Below are 15,404 nucleotides of genomic sequence, written 5' to 3'. Positions count from 1 at the left end.
AAAGCCACAAATAAAAAATCTATAGTTATTACGTGTACAACCATTAATTAAAAACTAGTATGTATGAATACCATTAGAAACACATTATGTAAACTTGCATTATTATGCATCGGATGTATTTGTTTTTTACCGGAAATAAATGCAGCCCAGTCTTCTGAACTATTAAAAAAAGAAGAAGTAACATTGGATATTAATAATGCGACTCTTAAGAATGTATTTGATCTCATTGAAAGGCAAACCAACTTGCTTTTTATTTATAGCAACTATGAAGTAGATAATCAGCGTCTTGTATCTATAAAGGCTGAATCTGAGCCAGTTCAAACAATTTTGCATAAAATACTAGAAGGTACTGATTTGATTTATTCCGTAAATGATAAATATATCATATTGAATAAGGAAAAAGCTTCAGTCTCTCAACAGAATTCTCATGAAATTAAAGGAACTATTCTTAATGAGTCAGGAGAATCCATTATAGGGGCAAACGTCTCTATAAAGGGTAATAGTTCTATCGGAACAATTACTGATATTGATGGAAAGTTTTCCTTACTAGTGCCTGATAATGCAGTGCTGATTATATCTTATATAGGTTATATATCTACAGAAATAAAAGTAGGAAACCAACGTACCCTTTCCATTGTTTTACGCGAAAACACCCAAAATCTGGATGAAGTGGTAGTAGTTGGATACGGTGTACAACAGAAGAGAGATATCACAGGTTCTATTGCTAATATTAAAGGAGATAATTTAAAGGATTTACCTGTTGCCAATTTGTCGAATGCTTTGCAAGGAAAAGCAGCGGGTGTAGATATTGTTTCAGATGGAGGTTCTCCCGGAGCTGAGCCGGTTATTCGTGTTCGTGGTACAGGTAGCATGAGTGCTTCCAATCCGCTTGTTGTTATTGACGGAGTTCCTTCAGGAAAGATTTCTGATGTAAATCCTAATGACATTGAGACGATAGAAGTCTTAAAAGATGCCTCATCATCAGCAATCTACGGTACAAGAGCAGCTAATGGAGTTGTCATTATTACAACTAAAAGAGGAAAGAAAAATGTTAAAACAAACATAGACGTGAATGCATTCTATGGTATTTCAAACATAAGCAAAACATTAGATGTACTTACTGCTCCTGAGTTAGTTATGCTAAAGAAAGAACGTTACCTGAATGATGGAATTGCAGTAAATTCTTTTTGGAATAATCCTTATTATGAAACACAACGAACAGATTGGCAAGATGAGCTTTTTAATCAAGGAAAGGTAGCCAATGTCGACCTACGTATGTCAGGAGGAAATGATAAGTCTAATTATATGTCAAGCATCGGTTATTACAAAGAAGATGGCATTATCATTAATTCGGAGTTCGAACGTGTTTCCTTACGATTAAATTCAGATCATCAGATTAACAGCAGATTAAGGATCGGTCAGAGTTTGCAATATACTTATCGCCGCTGGTATAATCCAAGTACTCAATCCGTATATTCGGGGGTCGTATGGCAAGCTCTTCGCTTCAATCCTGCCATACCATGCCTCAATGAAGATGGCACTTGGGGTTCAGCAGTAGAAAACAATGAATTGGGAGACATTAATAACCCTGTATACGAATTAGAAACGGAAAGGCATCAACGGAATAATCATGGTTTGCTTACTTCAATTACGCTTGATTATAAAATCATTGAAGATCTTTATCTGAAAGGAAATGCTGCATTTGACGGTAGTATTTATTCAACGAAGACTTTTTATCCGATGGTAAGCGAACAAATGCGTAAAAGAAATGATGCCGAATTAACTCAAGAACATCAAGAACGTTATTCTTTTTTAGGAGAAGCCTATCTGGCTTATAAAAAAGACATCAATAATATGCATAGTATTAATGCAACAGCCGGATTCTCTGCTCAGAAAAGTAAAGGTCAGTATTATAGTGCAACTATGAAAACTTTTGCAGACGAAGATGACAACCAGTTAGTTTTCGATAATGGCTCAACTATGGGTTCTATCAATGGAAATTATTATACTGAAACAGCTCTAGCTTCCTATTTCGGCCGCGTATTCTATTCTTACAATAACCGTTATTTGCTAACAGCAACTTTCCGTGCTGACGGTTCATCTAAATTTCCGGAAGGTAAACGTTGGGGATATTTCCCAGCCGTATCATTAGGATGGAGACTATCTGAAGAAAACTTCATGAAAAATATTTCCTGGATCGATAACCTGAAAGTAGTTGGTGGTTGGGGATTACTAGGTAATCAGGAAGTTGCCGATCTTCAATACCTCACCGTAATGAAGAAAAACATCGATTATGGAAATAAATATACTTTTGGAACGGATAAAGTTGGAGGAGCCAGAATAACCAGTTTAGCAAACACGAATATTACCTGGGAAAAAACAGGAATGACAAATATCGGTATTGACGGTGCTTTTTTTGATCAGAAATTGACAGCATCCATAACATGGTTTGATAAAAAGACCGTGGATATGCTTGTACCAACTGTGGTTGTAGGAACAATCGGACGTGCCACAATTCCAGATAGTAATATTGGAGAAATGAGAAATAGAGGTTGGGAAATTGAATTGGGATACCGTCAAAATCTGTCATCAGGATTCAATTACAACATTAATTTTAATGCTTCTTTTGTCAAAAATAAGATTTTGAAATTGTATGGTGACAACAATTACATTGGGTCTATCACATACGGACGTCAGGAGCAGGAAATATCCAGAAGTTATGAAGGAAAACCTATCGCATCTTTTTATGGATGGAAAACTGACGGACTTTACCAGAATGCCGCAGAAATTCAAAATGATCCTAATATAAAGAATGATCCGAGAAAAAGTTCTATCTCCCCAGGAGATGTCCGCTTTATTGACATCAATAATGATGGTATCATTGACGAGAAAGACCGAACTTATATAGGAGATCCGAATCCAAATGTTATTTTAGGCTTACAAACACAATTCGGATATAAAGGATTCGATTTATCAATGAATTTCATTGGAAGTTTTGGTGCAGACCTATATAATGCAGATAGAATGCAAGGTCTTGACCCCAGTTTCTCATACAACATGTACAGCGAAACTTTAAACCGTTGGCATGGTGAAGGTACCAGTAATTCTATACCCAGGATGACTACTTTGAGGACAAATCAGAACCATCGAACGTCTGATCTCTTCATTGAAAGTGGAGATTTTGTTAAACTGAAAAATATAACTTTAGGATATACTATTCCTAATAATCTGTTAAAGAAGATATCTATCAATAATCTCCGTCTCTTTGTTAGTGCAGAAAATTTATTCACAATTACTTCTTATTCGGGATATTCCCCTGAAATAGGATATACCGACGGTAATAAACAGAAGGGTGTGGATTATGCACAATATCCCCAAAGCAGAAAGTTTACTTTTGGATTGAATTTGAACTTTTAACCCTATCAAAATAGTACATTATGAAAAATTACAAATTATATATCATCGAATTAATCGGTATATTGATTTTTATCTCCTGTAATGATTTTTTATCTGTTGACATTAAGGGAATATATACCGAAAAAAATTTCTTTAAAAATGAAGAAGCTGTAGTAGATGCTGTTACCGGATTATATGGTATTCTTATTATAGAAGATTTTGTAGCTCACGGAGATTATACATGGGATGTATGTTCTGATGATATGTTCCGTGCCGGAGATCACAGTGAGGATGAAGCTCTTGAAACATTTACTTTAGATGCCGGGAATAATATGTTGAAAGCTGGTTGGAAATGGAAATATGAAATGATTTCTCGTGCAAACAACCTTTTAATAAATGTTCCTTCGATGACCAATATCACTGATGCTATAAAAAAACGTAGTATTGGTGAGGCTTATTTTTTCAGAGCTTTTGCTTATTGGTGGTTATATTTACCTTATGGGGAAATACCCCTTATATTAGAAGACGATGTGCGTAACACGAACTATAACAAACCGAAAGCCACAGTGGAAGAGGTATTGTCTCAGATTGAACATGATTTACTCCTGGCTGCGGAGAACTTAGATAACACATCCACTGCGGGTCGAATAACCAAAGGTACTGCCTACGCTTACTTAACCCAATTGTATATGCATTGGGCTTCCTACGAAGGAAAAGAAGGCAAATTAACTAATGCAATCGAAGCTGGGGCAAAAGTGATCAATAATGACTTGTACAAATTAGCCGCAGATTATCAAAGCAATTTTAGGCAAACAACAACAGCCACTTCGGAAATGCTACTGTATGTAGCGTCCTCCAGTACTTGGCGTAATACATCTACCATTTATTATTTTTCACCTCGAAATCTGGGAGGTTGGAATTTCTTTCATCCGCTCCCCGGACTCTATCAGGCATTTGGAAATGACCCCAGAAGAGAAATGACCATGTGGGCAGAAGGAGATAAAATACAAGTAGGAAATAATTTGATAGATTATGAAGCTGATAAATCTGAAACAGGTTACCATTTCAATAAATATACTACCTTTACTGCCGACGGTAGACTAAATTTTGATCTGTTAATACCTTTAATGAGAAGTGCAGATGTTTATTTACTAGTAGCAGAAGCAAAGATACGACAATCCGGTCCCGGTGCTGGTGATGTGGAAATAAATGCAGTCCGTGCACGTGTAGGTTTGCCCCCATTGCAAAATGCGGGAAAAGAGGAGCTAATGAAAGAACGTCGATTGGAATTAGCAGGTGAGAACAGAAGGCATTTTGATTTGGTCAGATGGGATAAAATAAACTGGGTAGATCTACCCAAGCTTTATGGAGATCCGGTATCTTCACATGTAACCGATGTGGGACGCAAGAAGTTTATCCGACCTAAACATTATTTTTTCCCATTGCCTCAAGAGGAAATAGACAAAAGTAGTGGTATACTGGTTCAAAACAGTAATTATTTAATTAATTAACTAACATATATAATTCATAAACGTCATGAAAAACTTTTGTTTAATAGCATTAAGTTGTATTCTGAACTTCGGATACGTTCAGGCCTCTCATCCTATTGATGCCAATGAGGCTCCAAAGGAAAATGTACATATTCAACCCCAGTTTTATTTGATCGCCCATAGAGGAGGAGTTGTGGATAGAGGGAAAAACTTAGAGAACAGCATTGCTGCTCTAGATGAAGCGATTGAAAGAGGATATGTTGGAGCCGAGATTGACGTACGCCAAAGTAAAGATGGGAAATTATTTCTTTACCATAACCGATCATTCGAACGCGATTATGATTCAAAAGGAAGAGGTGCAGATATGACATGGGAAGAAATTCAGGCACTTCGTCCATTAAAAGAAGGAATAAAAGCTCCCGTTTCCATGGAAGAGTATTGCAACCATGCTAAAGGAAAGCTCAAAGAACTAATGATTGACATTAAATTAGATAAACCATCATTGGAGTTCTACCAGGAGCTAGAACGAATATTAAAAGACACCGGCTTCCTTAATTCATCTTATTTTATCGGACATGGCGAATATTTCAGAGGAAAAGGGCCGCTTATCACCATGCTTATGCGTGAAACCAATGACTTCTTCAAAGAATATGGAGAAAAGACAAAAGACTATTATTTCCTTTTTGCCGGAGTTGATGAGATTAACGGGAGAACTATTAAATGGGCACAAGATAACGGTATCAAGATAATGTGTTGTGCTAATTTACCTTTCAGAGGAAACGTAGAACCTGATAATCTTCCAAATGCCGGACGAAATATCAAATGGTTAATAGAATGGGGTGTTGTCAATTATCAAATAGATTCCGACTACGACATCTTTTTCAGATAGACTAAAAAATCAGAGGCTGTTTTTCAAGAGACAGCCTCTATTCTTTTCATTTACTTCAATAAAATAAAAAAGCCCTGAAATCTTTGAACTTCAGAGCTTTGCTTTAATCTGCTATTTGCTTTTGCGGTGCGTACGGAAGATGAACCTTAGTTTTATTCTTCAAGTACTCAATATCTTAGCAAGCTCTTAATTCTTTCTCCCACTAATAACCCCACGTGTGCAATTCTTTAGATTGCTTGGTGTTGCGGTGGTTGTTTGAGTTAGGGCAAAGATACAACAAAAATGCAAAGACATCATTATTTTCAGAAAAATAGTTTTAGATGAATATTGTATGCCATTTCATTATTTGTATCTTTGTCTATAAACATCTATAGCCTATGAAACCTGAAAAAACAGCCCCAGTATTAGCAATTACTCCCAACGAGCAAATTTTCTTGCCTAAATGCTATCATAGAATTCAAGATATTTGTGCTGTAATATATGACCAATTAACGGAAATATATAAAGAAAAAAATTATCAGGACTTATATCATACAGAGTCAATTTTAGATGGAAGCGAGACTGGAATGGACGAACTGAATAAGAATAAAATTCATGCAATCGACTGGCTTACATGGAATAATAAAAACAAAGATTTAGAATTAATCTTGACTAAACATATAATACTTTCTATAACGTCGGATTTTATCAATTTTGTTTTTGAATCTTTATATTGTGCAAAAAGAGGAAAAATAACAGTTGCCTATGCATTAATTCGTAAACCCTTTACAGATGAATTACTAATATTAGAACAGTTACTATATAATCGTTCTGATTTTATATATAGATTTTTTCATTCAGATACTGTGGAAACGTATGACCCAAGTAGTAAAAATATAAACAAAGTGGATGTTATTAAGAATGCAGTAGATTGCCTAACAAATCCTTTATTTGACGCTGATTTTGTTCACGATTTACGTTATAACAAATTATGCGAATATGGGATTAATGGGATTTCTAATCATGCTTTACATATTGTTACTAAAGATAAGAATTATCGAACAGAACCACAAAATTTTAATTTTGTTTTTTCTCAAGAAGAAGATTTTGCTCTATATTACAAACAGTATTATTGGGTAGTCCCATATATACTTATATATGCAGTAGATATTATTGACAAGTTGATATTCTCAATATTAAAAGACACCGATAATCAAAACTTAAGCATTGTAAAAAGGCTAAGAAGAACAATAGGTTTTTCCTTATTTACAGAGAGTTATCTTCGCACAAAAAAAGATTCTATTTTCATATTATTCAATAAGAAAATACGATTTACCTGTCCTATCTGTAAAAATAAGTACTTTCTAAAACGGGATGATTATGAATTCTTTTTTGAAACAGAAGCAATATTATGTCCTAAATGTAATAATGATAATCTAACCATTGAGAATATACAAAAAATTAAAAATATTATAGGACTCTAACGATACAATATTGAATATTATGTCCGAAAGTATTCCACAGTTCTATAAAAGAATCCAGCGTTGTGACCCTCAACTGGGTACAACCTACTCTAAGGAGAACCCATATTTCAATGTTCTTTCCCGACAATGTAATTTTGGGACAGTACAATTCAGTTATAGAGATTTTTATAAAGTCACATTGATTATTGGTGTGGGAAAACTATATTATGCAGATAAATGGATTTTAGTAAATCGTCCTGCTATGTTATTTTCTAATCCTTTAGTCCCTTATGCTTGGGAATCAATTAGTGAAGAACAGAAAGGTATGTTCTGCATATTCAATGAGCAGTTTGTTCAGTCAGAAGAAAAGAATGGCTCTTTGGCTAATACACCATTATTCAAAGTTACTGGAGATAAGGTTTTCTTCTTGAATGACGCACAAGTTGCCAAAGTCATGGATATATACACACAAATGCAGGAAGAAAACCAGTCAGACTATGCAAACAAACATGATGTTTTACGTTGTTATCTTCATTTGTTGATACATACAGCTTTAAAAATGCAGGAGTCTAATAAATATGAATCACATCCGAATGCTTCGCAACGTATTACCGAATTATTTATAGAATTATTGGATAGACAATTTCCTGTTGATTATCCACATTCAGTATTAAGTTTGCGCACTCCTGCCGATTATGCAAACCGTTTGTCTATACACGTTAATCATTTAAATAAAGTGGTAAAAGATACTACTGGAAAAACTACCTCTACAATGATTGCGGAAAGAATAATCAAAGAATGTACCCAGTATTTATTACATAGTAATTTTTCTATTTCAGAAATTGCTTATAGCTTGGGATTTGAAAATATGGCCTATTTCAGTAAATTCTATCGTAAGCACACAGGAAAATCGCCAAGCGAAATTAGAGAACAACAATTATTTGATTTGTGCAAATGATGCTTTGAATAGTGTTAACCAGCCATATTTCCATTACCTAATTTTGTACCGACTAAAAAATATAAATAATGAAGTACAGAAAATTAGGCAAAACAGAAGTAAACCTATCCGCTATCGGATTGGGTTGTATGGGAATGAGTGCTGCGTATGGAGTAGCCGACGAAAAAGAAAGCATTAAGACATTGCATCATGCTTTAGAACTTGGCATTAATTTTTGGGATACTGCGGATGTGTATGGAAATGGTGCTAATGAAGAATTGCTATCCAAAGTATTAGCAGAAAAAAGAAATCAGATTTTCATTGCAACAAAATTTGGTTTTCGCTTACGCAATAGTCAAGGTAGCGTGTTCGTTGGTGGTGATAGTTATGTGGATGCTTCTCCAAGATATGTAAAACAAGCTGTAGAGAACAGCCTGAAAAGATTAAATATCGAAACTATAGACTTGTATTATGCGCATCGGATTGACCCCACAATACCAATCGAAGAAACAGTTGAAGCTATGGCAGAGTTAGTAAAAGAGGGTAAAGTACGCTATTTGGGACTAAGCGAATGTTCTTCCGAATCACTGAAAAGAGCTTGTAATGTTCATCCTATATCTGCGGTTGAAAGTGAATATTCTTTATTAACACATGATGTCGAAAAAGAGATTCTGCCATTAACAAAAGAATTAGGTGTAACTTTAGTTCCATTTTCACCGTTAGGCAGAGGTTTAGTAACAAATACTATCAACGTAAATGCGTTGGAAGAACATGATTTCCGCAAGCATTTGCCACGTTATAACGGTAAATATTGGGAAAATAATCAAAAACTGGCTATTGAAATTGCAGAAATAGCAGAAAGCAAAGGAATAACCCCAGCCCAACTTGCCTTAGCTTGGATATTGGCACAAAGTGAAAATATAATTCCTATTCCGGGAACTAAACGGATTAAGTATTTAGAAGAAAATGCAAAAGCGGTAGATGTAAATCTATCAACGGAAGATGTTTCTAATATACAACTGCTTTTAAAAAAATATCCTAATATTGGTAACAGATATAATGAATATGATTTTCAGTTTGTAAATAAATAACTTATTAAAAAAGGAAGTTCTACCACGTTGGTAGGACTTCTTTCTATAATTCCCATAATGAATAATTTGTTGGAACAGAGATTCTTCCGATTATTATCGGAATACTCACAGCGTAAAGTTTCTGCATCCGAATTTACAGAAGCTATTGAAGAACTGGCTACCCATTTAGCCGATTTTAGTATCAACGAACAGGATTACAGCGTTTTATTACGTTATTTTTCTTTCGGCTTACATCGGCTTAAATCGTATCGTGTGCGGTTTGAGCAAGAAAAAAATACCCTATTTGCATTTGATTGATGAAGCAATAGAACTAATCAAAACAGAAGTACGCATAGTGAATTTGCATATCAAATACCCCGAACAATTCGAGCAACACGCAAATAAACTATCCCTTTCCCCTCTCCATTTAGCAGACAAAACAAGCCTTATCAACATCATGGAAATAGTCAGCGGCTTATTCCTGTCAAAACGTATAATATATCAAAATGAAAAACCTGTTCACCTGACGGACTTAGGAAAAGCCTTTGAATGGCTCTTTAACATTAAATTAGGTGATTATCATCAAAAGTACATGGATGTCATCAAGCGAAAGCCAGCCAAACTAACAGAGTTCCTTAATGAACTGGCAAACCTTATCCGCAAAGAACACGAAAATAAAGGGTATAGATAATCAGGTGTTTAGCATAAATTTATACGAGGTAGCATATACTACCCTGTAATTTCTTTGCTTCCATTTTCAGAACTTTGCTTCATCAATCGATTGGTAATCATTTATGTATAACTTGAAAAATGAAGCAAATATGTATGTAGATAATTACGAGTTCAAAGACTGGATGCAAAAACTACTTGATAAACTGGAAGAAGTAGGAAAAGACGTGAAGAGTTTGCAAACCAATCCCGAAGTAATGCCGGGCGATAAACTTTTGGATAATCAGGACTTATGCCTGTTGTTCAAAGTAAGTACCCGAACATTGCAGAGATTACGAAGCAAAAAAATACTATCCTTTATGATGATTAGCGGAAAAGCCTATTATCGGGCTTCTGATGTGCGAGAGTTCATAAAGGAAAGGTTTGATGTAGGTACGCTCCGAAAGTTTGAAAAAGAACACGGAACGGACAAATAAGAAAGAAACTATCCCGAAGTTGTACACGTGGCAACTTCGGGATTTTTCTTTTTTGGCAAGCCGTTTTTATTCCTCTGCCGATATTGTCCCCTCTCTTTGGTAAGACTGTTCAAACCGTCTGCTTAAAAGTACTATCATTTCATTAGTCTTTATCAATTCCAAAGTACATTGTTCCAGTCTGTAAAGTAAAGCAAGTGCTTTCTTCTCTGAAAAATTGGAATGAAGTTCTTTCACTACCTGATTATAATTCTGCCCTATACTTCTGAATTGTGAATAGAACTGTGTTAGCTGAATGTAATAATCAACCTTACTTTTATCCCTGACCGTAACCTTAAATGACTTACCGAAAATGCAATTCTTAATAAAATGCGCTTTGATAGTGTAGCCTGACCTATCAAAGAATGACAGGAATTTGGCGTTTTCTACATCGTCCAAATTGAACGAATAGCGGTGTGTTCGTGGGTCAAGTTTAGGCTTGCGCCCTCCATTGTGTTGATACTTCTTTTTCTGTTCCATAATCATAATTTTTACAAGGTTTACGACTTCGGAGTAAACCAAACCACCTTATCAGGTGGCAAGGTTTTGAGGTGCAAAAAGCGAATAGCGGACCTCAAAACACAACTTGCTATGTTCTAATGAACATAAAAATCCTCCTTTCGTCGGATTGCCAAAGCAAGCGGTTCGGCTTCTTCTTCTGTCTGTTTATCGTTTACAAAATTACAGACAGCAAATTGTCTTTGAAATATAGCCCACTACGCCAAATAACGACACAAACGGTCAAAGTAACCCTATTTTTTAAAGCGTCTGTTTTTACCCCTTTCTTTGCCTGAAATTGATTGAATGAAAGCAATATATAAGACAGCCGAACAATCTTTGGAAATGGCTTTAAACTATGATTGAAAGCTATTTAAAGATAAAATTATATAGCTATAAAACTGGCTGGCTTTCTTTCAATCAGTATCAGAAATCAATCAACTTATTTATAAACCTTTAAAAATTGAAAGTATGGAAGAAGTAAAACAGTCATTACAGCAAAAACAGGAGAACTACAAAGCGGTGTATCTCCAAAAGCGAACAATCTGCAACCGTCAAAGCGTGTACATAAGCGGAGAGATACAGAAACGTATCATGCAGATTATAGGGGTGATTACAGGCAAACAGGTAAGTATCGGAAATTTCATTGATAACGTACTGGAAGAACATTTGAATACACACAATGATGTTCTTTCGGCTCTCTACCGGGAAGAAATGCAAAAAGGAATATTCAACGAACCAAAAGAGAAGAACGTATGAATATCATAACTATTGAGGAACAGACTTTTAAACAGGTGTGCGGTCGGTTTTCCGGCTTCGCCAGTCAGGTGGAACGGATTTGCAAAGAGAATACCCGCCAGCCGGATGAATGGCTGTCAGGTCGTGAAGTGTGTGCCCTGCTCGGTATCAGCATCCGAAGTTTGCAGAACTACCGGGATAGCGGTAAACTGGGCTACTCCCAAATTGGTAACAAACTATACTATAAATCTGCCGATATTGAAAGACTGATTGTAGAATGTACGGAAAACAAGATAACGAATTATCAATCAAACAATAAATAAAGATTGTCCTATGGAAAAGAAAGAAGAAAATAATACGGAAGTAAACCAGTCATTCAAATTGTCTGCCATTGTCGGAATTTGGGAAAGTTTAAACCTTCATCCTACGGTGATGATATACCAAAGCAAGAAAAAGTATTTCCTTTCGATGCTCCATGTATCTGATAACGGACAGGCGAAACCAGCCGTTTACGAGATACAGAAAGAAGATAACCGTTACTTCATCGTTGAAGCCTTTAAACGGCTTTATATCGGCTATGATACGGTAAAAGATAGTATTTCCATATTTTACTATGGCGAGTATCTGCGTAACTGACAGATGTATGTCTGTCAATCATTCAAACGAATTATAAATCAATAGAACGATATAACAATATGGAACTGATAAACGGCAACAGTGAAATAATTAGGGACTTCTTTCAGTCTATGGATAAAATATTAGACGGTATCAGCCAACTGGCAAAGAAAAACAGACAGCATTTGAACGGTGAAAAGTTTCTAAGCAACCGGGAAGCATCCAAATATCTGAAAGTAAGCATCCGCACGCTGCAAGAATGGAGAGATACGGGCGTTATCCCTTACATTCAGATAAAAGGCAAAATAATCTACCGTCAAAGTGATATAGAAAGGCTTTTGCAGACCTATTATAATAAAGAACGGCAGGAATAGCCTACCATTCTTAAAAACACACATTTTTTTCCGAAACTGACTAAGAACATTAACTTTATTAGTGTAGTATTTCGTCTGTGCAAGTCTTTAACTAAAAATACAACCCGGAGCGTAGCGCAGGTGTGGAGATTTTTAGTTAAACCCGTAGGGCTTGGACTTGAACGGACGGAATACGGAGCTTACCTTTGTTAATGTTTTATTCAGCTTGGGAAAATTACATAGCATTTTTCTTTGGTAATACTATTTTATTCTATACTTTTGCAAAGTATTCGTTCTTTGAAAGAATGTAGAAGAAGGTACAATTTAACCAATAGTACTACAAAATTAAAGTGATTTATCACACCAATATGGTTTTATGGGACGAGCATCTGTGTTCATCTATATTAATGATAAACATCAGAGATAGTGGTTTATCCATTTATAGTTTGTTGGCATTCTATATAGGGATTCCCCACTTGTAAATCGTCTCTACGTCTGTTAGGACATGAAAATAGAGAGCAAAAGAAGGTAATGTATATAGTATTATTGGTTATTAGTAATATTGATTGAGGACATGGCGATATTGCCATATAATCATTTAATATTATATATCATGAAAAAGGTTATACCTTCAAAAGGAGGAAAAATAAAAACCTCCCATTGCTCTTCGAAGATAGGAAGAATGACAAAAAAAATAGATGAGTTTTCTCAACTATTAAAGTCTATTCAAAAATGTGGAAGCACCTTATATCTACTTTTTAAAAGTTTGTTTAAGGTAATTCCAGTTATTTCAAAAATATACAGTTTTTTGAAAACCGTTTTTGATATTCTATCGGCTCTCTAATTTCTTTTATACATTTTAGTAGGATGATTACAACCGAAAAGCATTTGCTATATATACTAAAAGTTTCTCGTCAACAATTGGATTCCATTATAGAGAATATAGATAAATATTACTCTACATGGGAAAAGCCTAAATTAAATAAAGACACCAATGAACCTTTATATAATTCTGATGGAACAATAAAAAAACGCACAATTAACTCCACTAATAAAGATTTGAAAGTTATACAAAAAAGATTGTATAACTATTTACTTTCAAAAACAACTCTTCCTAATTATTTTTTTGGAGGTATTCCTAAGAAGGATAATATTCTTAACGCTAAATATCATCAAGGTAATAAATATGTATTTACTACAGACTTGAAATCATTTTTTCCTTCCATTAATCATAAAATGGTGTTTTATATGTTTTTAAAATTAGGATGCACCCCTGAAATTGCAAGAACTTTAACTAAACTTACTACACATAATTATCAAGTTCCACAAGGTGTTCCAACATCAACATTAATAGCTAATTTGGTATTCAAGCCTGTTGGCGATAGAATACAGGCATTAGCAAAAGAGAATAATATTAAATTTTCAATATTTGTTGATGATATAACAATGTCTTCTTCTATAGATTTCCATAAAAAAATCCCTGAAATATTATCTATTATAACTACTTCAGGATATAAAATTAGTCATTCTAAAACTTTTTATAAAACAAAAAATCCAATAGTTACTGGTGTAATATGTCAAAACAATAAACTTAAAATACCACAATCATATAATAAAAGAATAAAGCGAATCAGGGCGGACGTTCAAAACAATGAACAAGCATTCTTAAAGATAAAAGGACTAACTATGTATCGTCAAAGAATAAAGCAAGCATAATTCTTTTTCTATTTAAAATTCTTCTCCACATTCACCATATCACGCATAATGGAGCTATCTAAAACCTTTGCATAATGCTGTGTCATTCTTATATTGGAATGTCCCAAAATCTTAGATACATTTTCCATTGATACATCATTGGCAAGGAAAACGATGGTAGCCGCAGTATGGCGTGCCACATGTGTAGTTAAGCGTTTGGTAATGCCGCATAAATCAGCGATTTCCTTTAGATAGGCATTCATGCGCTGATTACTGATTACAGGCAAAAGTACTCCTTTTTTTATGCACTCTGCATTATCTTCATATTTTCTCAATATCCTTTGAGGAATAGATAAGACGGGAACATTACACATCTGATTAGTTTTCTGTCGTGCCTTGCGTATCCACAAAGCACCGTTATTGTCTTTTATCAGGTGTTCACGGCTTAATTGCTGCACATCCACGAAAGCGAGCGCGGTAAAACAACAAAAGACAAAAACATCTCTTACCTGCTCCAATCGTTTGATAGTAAATTCTTTGTTCATCAGAATATCCAGTTCTTCACGTGAAAGAAACTCTACATTTACTTCATCCTGCTTGAAGTGGATGCCGTAAAACGGGTCTTTCTTTATCCAATCGTTAGCTAAAGCAATGCGGATAACCTTTTTCAAGTTCTTCAAATGTTTCAATGCGGAGTTATTTTGGCAATGCTTGTCCGTTTTCAGCCAAAAATCAAAGTCACGGATAAACTGTCCATCCAGTTCTGCCAACATTATATCATCACGGTGGTAATTACTGCGAATATATTCTTTCAGGCGGTTTATGGAAGTATCAAACTTGGTAACTGTGCTTTCCGTATATTCTTTGCCAATCAGGGCACGACATTTTTCGTTATGCTCTGCATACACTTCCAGCAAGCTGCGCTGTACCTTATCCCGTCCGTAGAAACAATCCTTTATTATATCGGCTGTTATCGATTTGTTGTCTATTTCCAGTTTACGGTGTATCTGCAATACTTTGGCACGAACCGTATTGATATAGTGGTTTAGTTCGGTGGCTACACGGTCTTTTCCTTTGGAACATTCCTTTTTCTGATTCCA

Annotated in this window: 17 protein-coding genes; 15 read left to right on the top strand and 2 right to left on the bottom strand. The window is 35.0% G+C overall.

The window, feature by feature from the left end; all coding sequences use genetic code 11:
- Positions 1–63 precede the first annotated feature (63 nt).
- From C1721_RS09390 to C1721_RS09350, 9 genes are all read left to right on the top strand, one after another.
- Positions 64–3,417, top strand: coding sequence for a TonB-dependent receptor (locus C1721_RS09390; RefSeq protein WP_102408108.1), 3,354 nt, complete (start codon positions 64–66; stop codon positions 3,415–3,417).
- Between the two features lie 20 nt (positions 3,418–3,437).
- Positions 3,438–4,907, top strand: a complete 1,470-nt coding sequence (locus tag C1721_RS09385) for a RagB/SusD family nutrient uptake outer membrane protein (RefSeq protein ID WP_102408107.1) — start codon at positions 3,438–3,440, stop codon at positions 4,905–4,907.
- 25 nt (positions 4,908–4,932) lie between these two features.
- The gene (locus C1721_RS09380; protein ID WP_102408106.1) at positions 4,933–5,775 is read left to right on the top strand and encodes a glycerophosphodiester phosphodiesterase; all 843 of its coding nucleotides are present in this window, start codon (positions 4,933–4,935) and stop codon (positions 5,773–5,775) included.
- Positions 5,776–6,152: 377 nt separating this feature from the next.
- Positions 6,153–7,238: a hypothetical protein gene (locus C1721_RS09375; protein ID WP_102408105.1), complete on the top strand. Its 1,086-nt coding sequence runs from the start codon at positions 6,153–6,155 to the stop codon at positions 7,236–7,238.
- Positions 7,239–7,257: 19 nt separating this feature from the next.
- The gene (locus tag C1721_RS09370; RefSeq protein ID WP_041926219.1) at positions 7,258–8,175 is read left to right on the top strand and encodes a helix-turn-helix domain-containing protein; all 918 of its coding nucleotides are present in this window, start codon (positions 7,258–7,260) and stop codon (positions 8,173–8,175) included.
- Positions 8,176–8,243: 68 nt separating this feature from the next.
- Positions 8,244–9,245, top strand: a complete 1,002-nt coding sequence (locus tag C1721_RS09365) for an aldo/keto reductase (RefSeq protein ID WP_102408104.1) — start codon at positions 8,244–8,246, stop codon at positions 9,243–9,245.
- A 57-nt stretch (positions 9,246–9,302) separates the two neighbouring features.
- Positions 9,303–9,542 (top strand): hypothetical protein, encoded by a 240-nt coding sequence (locus tag C1721_RS09360; protein ID WP_010992862.1) that lies wholly within the window; start codon positions 9,303–9,305, stop codon positions 9,540–9,542.
- Positions 9,496–9,915: an RteC domain-containing protein gene (locus tag C1721_RS09355; RefSeq protein ID WP_164088330.1), complete on the top strand. Its 420-nt coding sequence runs from the start codon at positions 9,496–9,498 to the stop codon at positions 9,913–9,915. Before C1721_RS09360 ends, C1721_RS09355 begins: the two co-directional genes overlap by 47 nt.
- A gap of 130 nt (positions 9,916–10,045) precedes the next feature.
- Complete coding sequence (locus tag C1721_RS09350; protein ID WP_102409379.1) at positions 10,046–10,369, top strand: helix-turn-helix domain-containing protein; 324 nt, start codon at positions 10,046–10,048, stop codon at positions 10,367–10,369.
- A gap of 66 nt (positions 10,370–10,435) precedes the next feature.
- Here C1721_RS09350 and mobA read toward each other — a convergent pair whose 3' ends face one another.
- Entirely contained in the window at positions 10,436–10,885 is a 450-nt protein-coding gene (mobA, locus tag C1721_RS09345; RefSeq protein ID WP_102409377.1) for a conjugal transfer protein MobA, read from the bottom strand.
- A 489-nt stretch (positions 10,886–11,374) separates the two neighbouring features.
- Between mobA and C1721_RS09340 the strand changes: the two genes are divergently transcribed.
- From C1721_RS09340 to C1721_RS09315, 6 genes are all read left to right on the top strand, one after another.
- Positions 11,375–11,662 carry a DUF3408 domain-containing protein gene (locus C1721_RS09340; protein WP_102408103.1) on the top strand — a complete coding sequence of 96 codons (288 nt, stop codon included), beginning with the start codon at positions 11,375–11,377 and terminating at the stop codon, positions 11,660–11,662.
- Positions 11,659–11,964 (top strand): helix-turn-helix domain-containing protein, encoded by a 306-nt coding sequence (locus tag C1721_RS09335; RefSeq protein ID WP_102408102.1) that lies wholly within the window; start codon positions 11,659–11,661, stop codon positions 11,962–11,964. The genes C1721_RS09340 and C1721_RS09335 overlap by 4 nt, the downstream gene beginning before the upstream one ends.
- A gap of 10 nt (positions 11,965–11,974) precedes the next feature.
- Positions 11,975–12,277 (top strand): DUF3876 domain-containing protein, encoded by a 303-nt coding sequence (locus tag C1721_RS09330; protein WP_102408101.1) that lies wholly within the window; start codon positions 11,975–11,977, stop codon positions 12,275–12,277.
- A 59-nt stretch (positions 12,278–12,336) separates the two neighbouring features.
- Positions 12,337–12,630, top strand: coding sequence for a helix-turn-helix domain-containing protein (locus tag C1721_RS09325; RefSeq protein ID WP_102408100.1), 294 nt, complete (start codon positions 12,337–12,339; stop codon positions 12,628–12,630).
- Positions 12,631–13,222: 592 nt separating this feature from the next.
- Entirely contained in the window at positions 13,223–13,453 is a 231-nt protein-coding gene (locus tag C1721_RS09320; RefSeq protein WP_102408099.1) for a hypothetical protein, read from the top strand.
- A gap of 23 nt (positions 13,454–13,476) precedes the next feature.
- Entirely contained in the window at positions 13,477–14,325 is an 849-nt protein-coding gene (locus tag C1721_RS09315) for a reverse transcriptase family protein (RefSeq protein WP_102408098.1), read from the top strand.
- A gap of 8 nt (positions 14,326–14,333) precedes the next feature.
- On the opposite strand, the gene C1721_RS09310 is transcribed toward C1721_RS09315, so the two are convergent.
- Positions 14,334–15,404: site-specific integrase (locus C1721_RS09310; RefSeq protein ID WP_102408097.1), on the bottom strand; the 1,071-nt coding region annotated here is incomplete at its 5' end.

The sequence above is a fragment of the Parabacteroides bouchesdurhonensis genome, from assembly GCF_900186615.1.
Taxonomy (GTDB): Bacteria; Bacteroidota; Bacteroidia; order Bacteroidales; family Tannerellaceae; genus Parabacteroides; species Parabacteroides bouchesdurhonensis.
The sequence above is the reverse complement of the archived record's forward strand: the minus strand, read 5'-3'. Positions and strand labels throughout refer to the sequence as shown.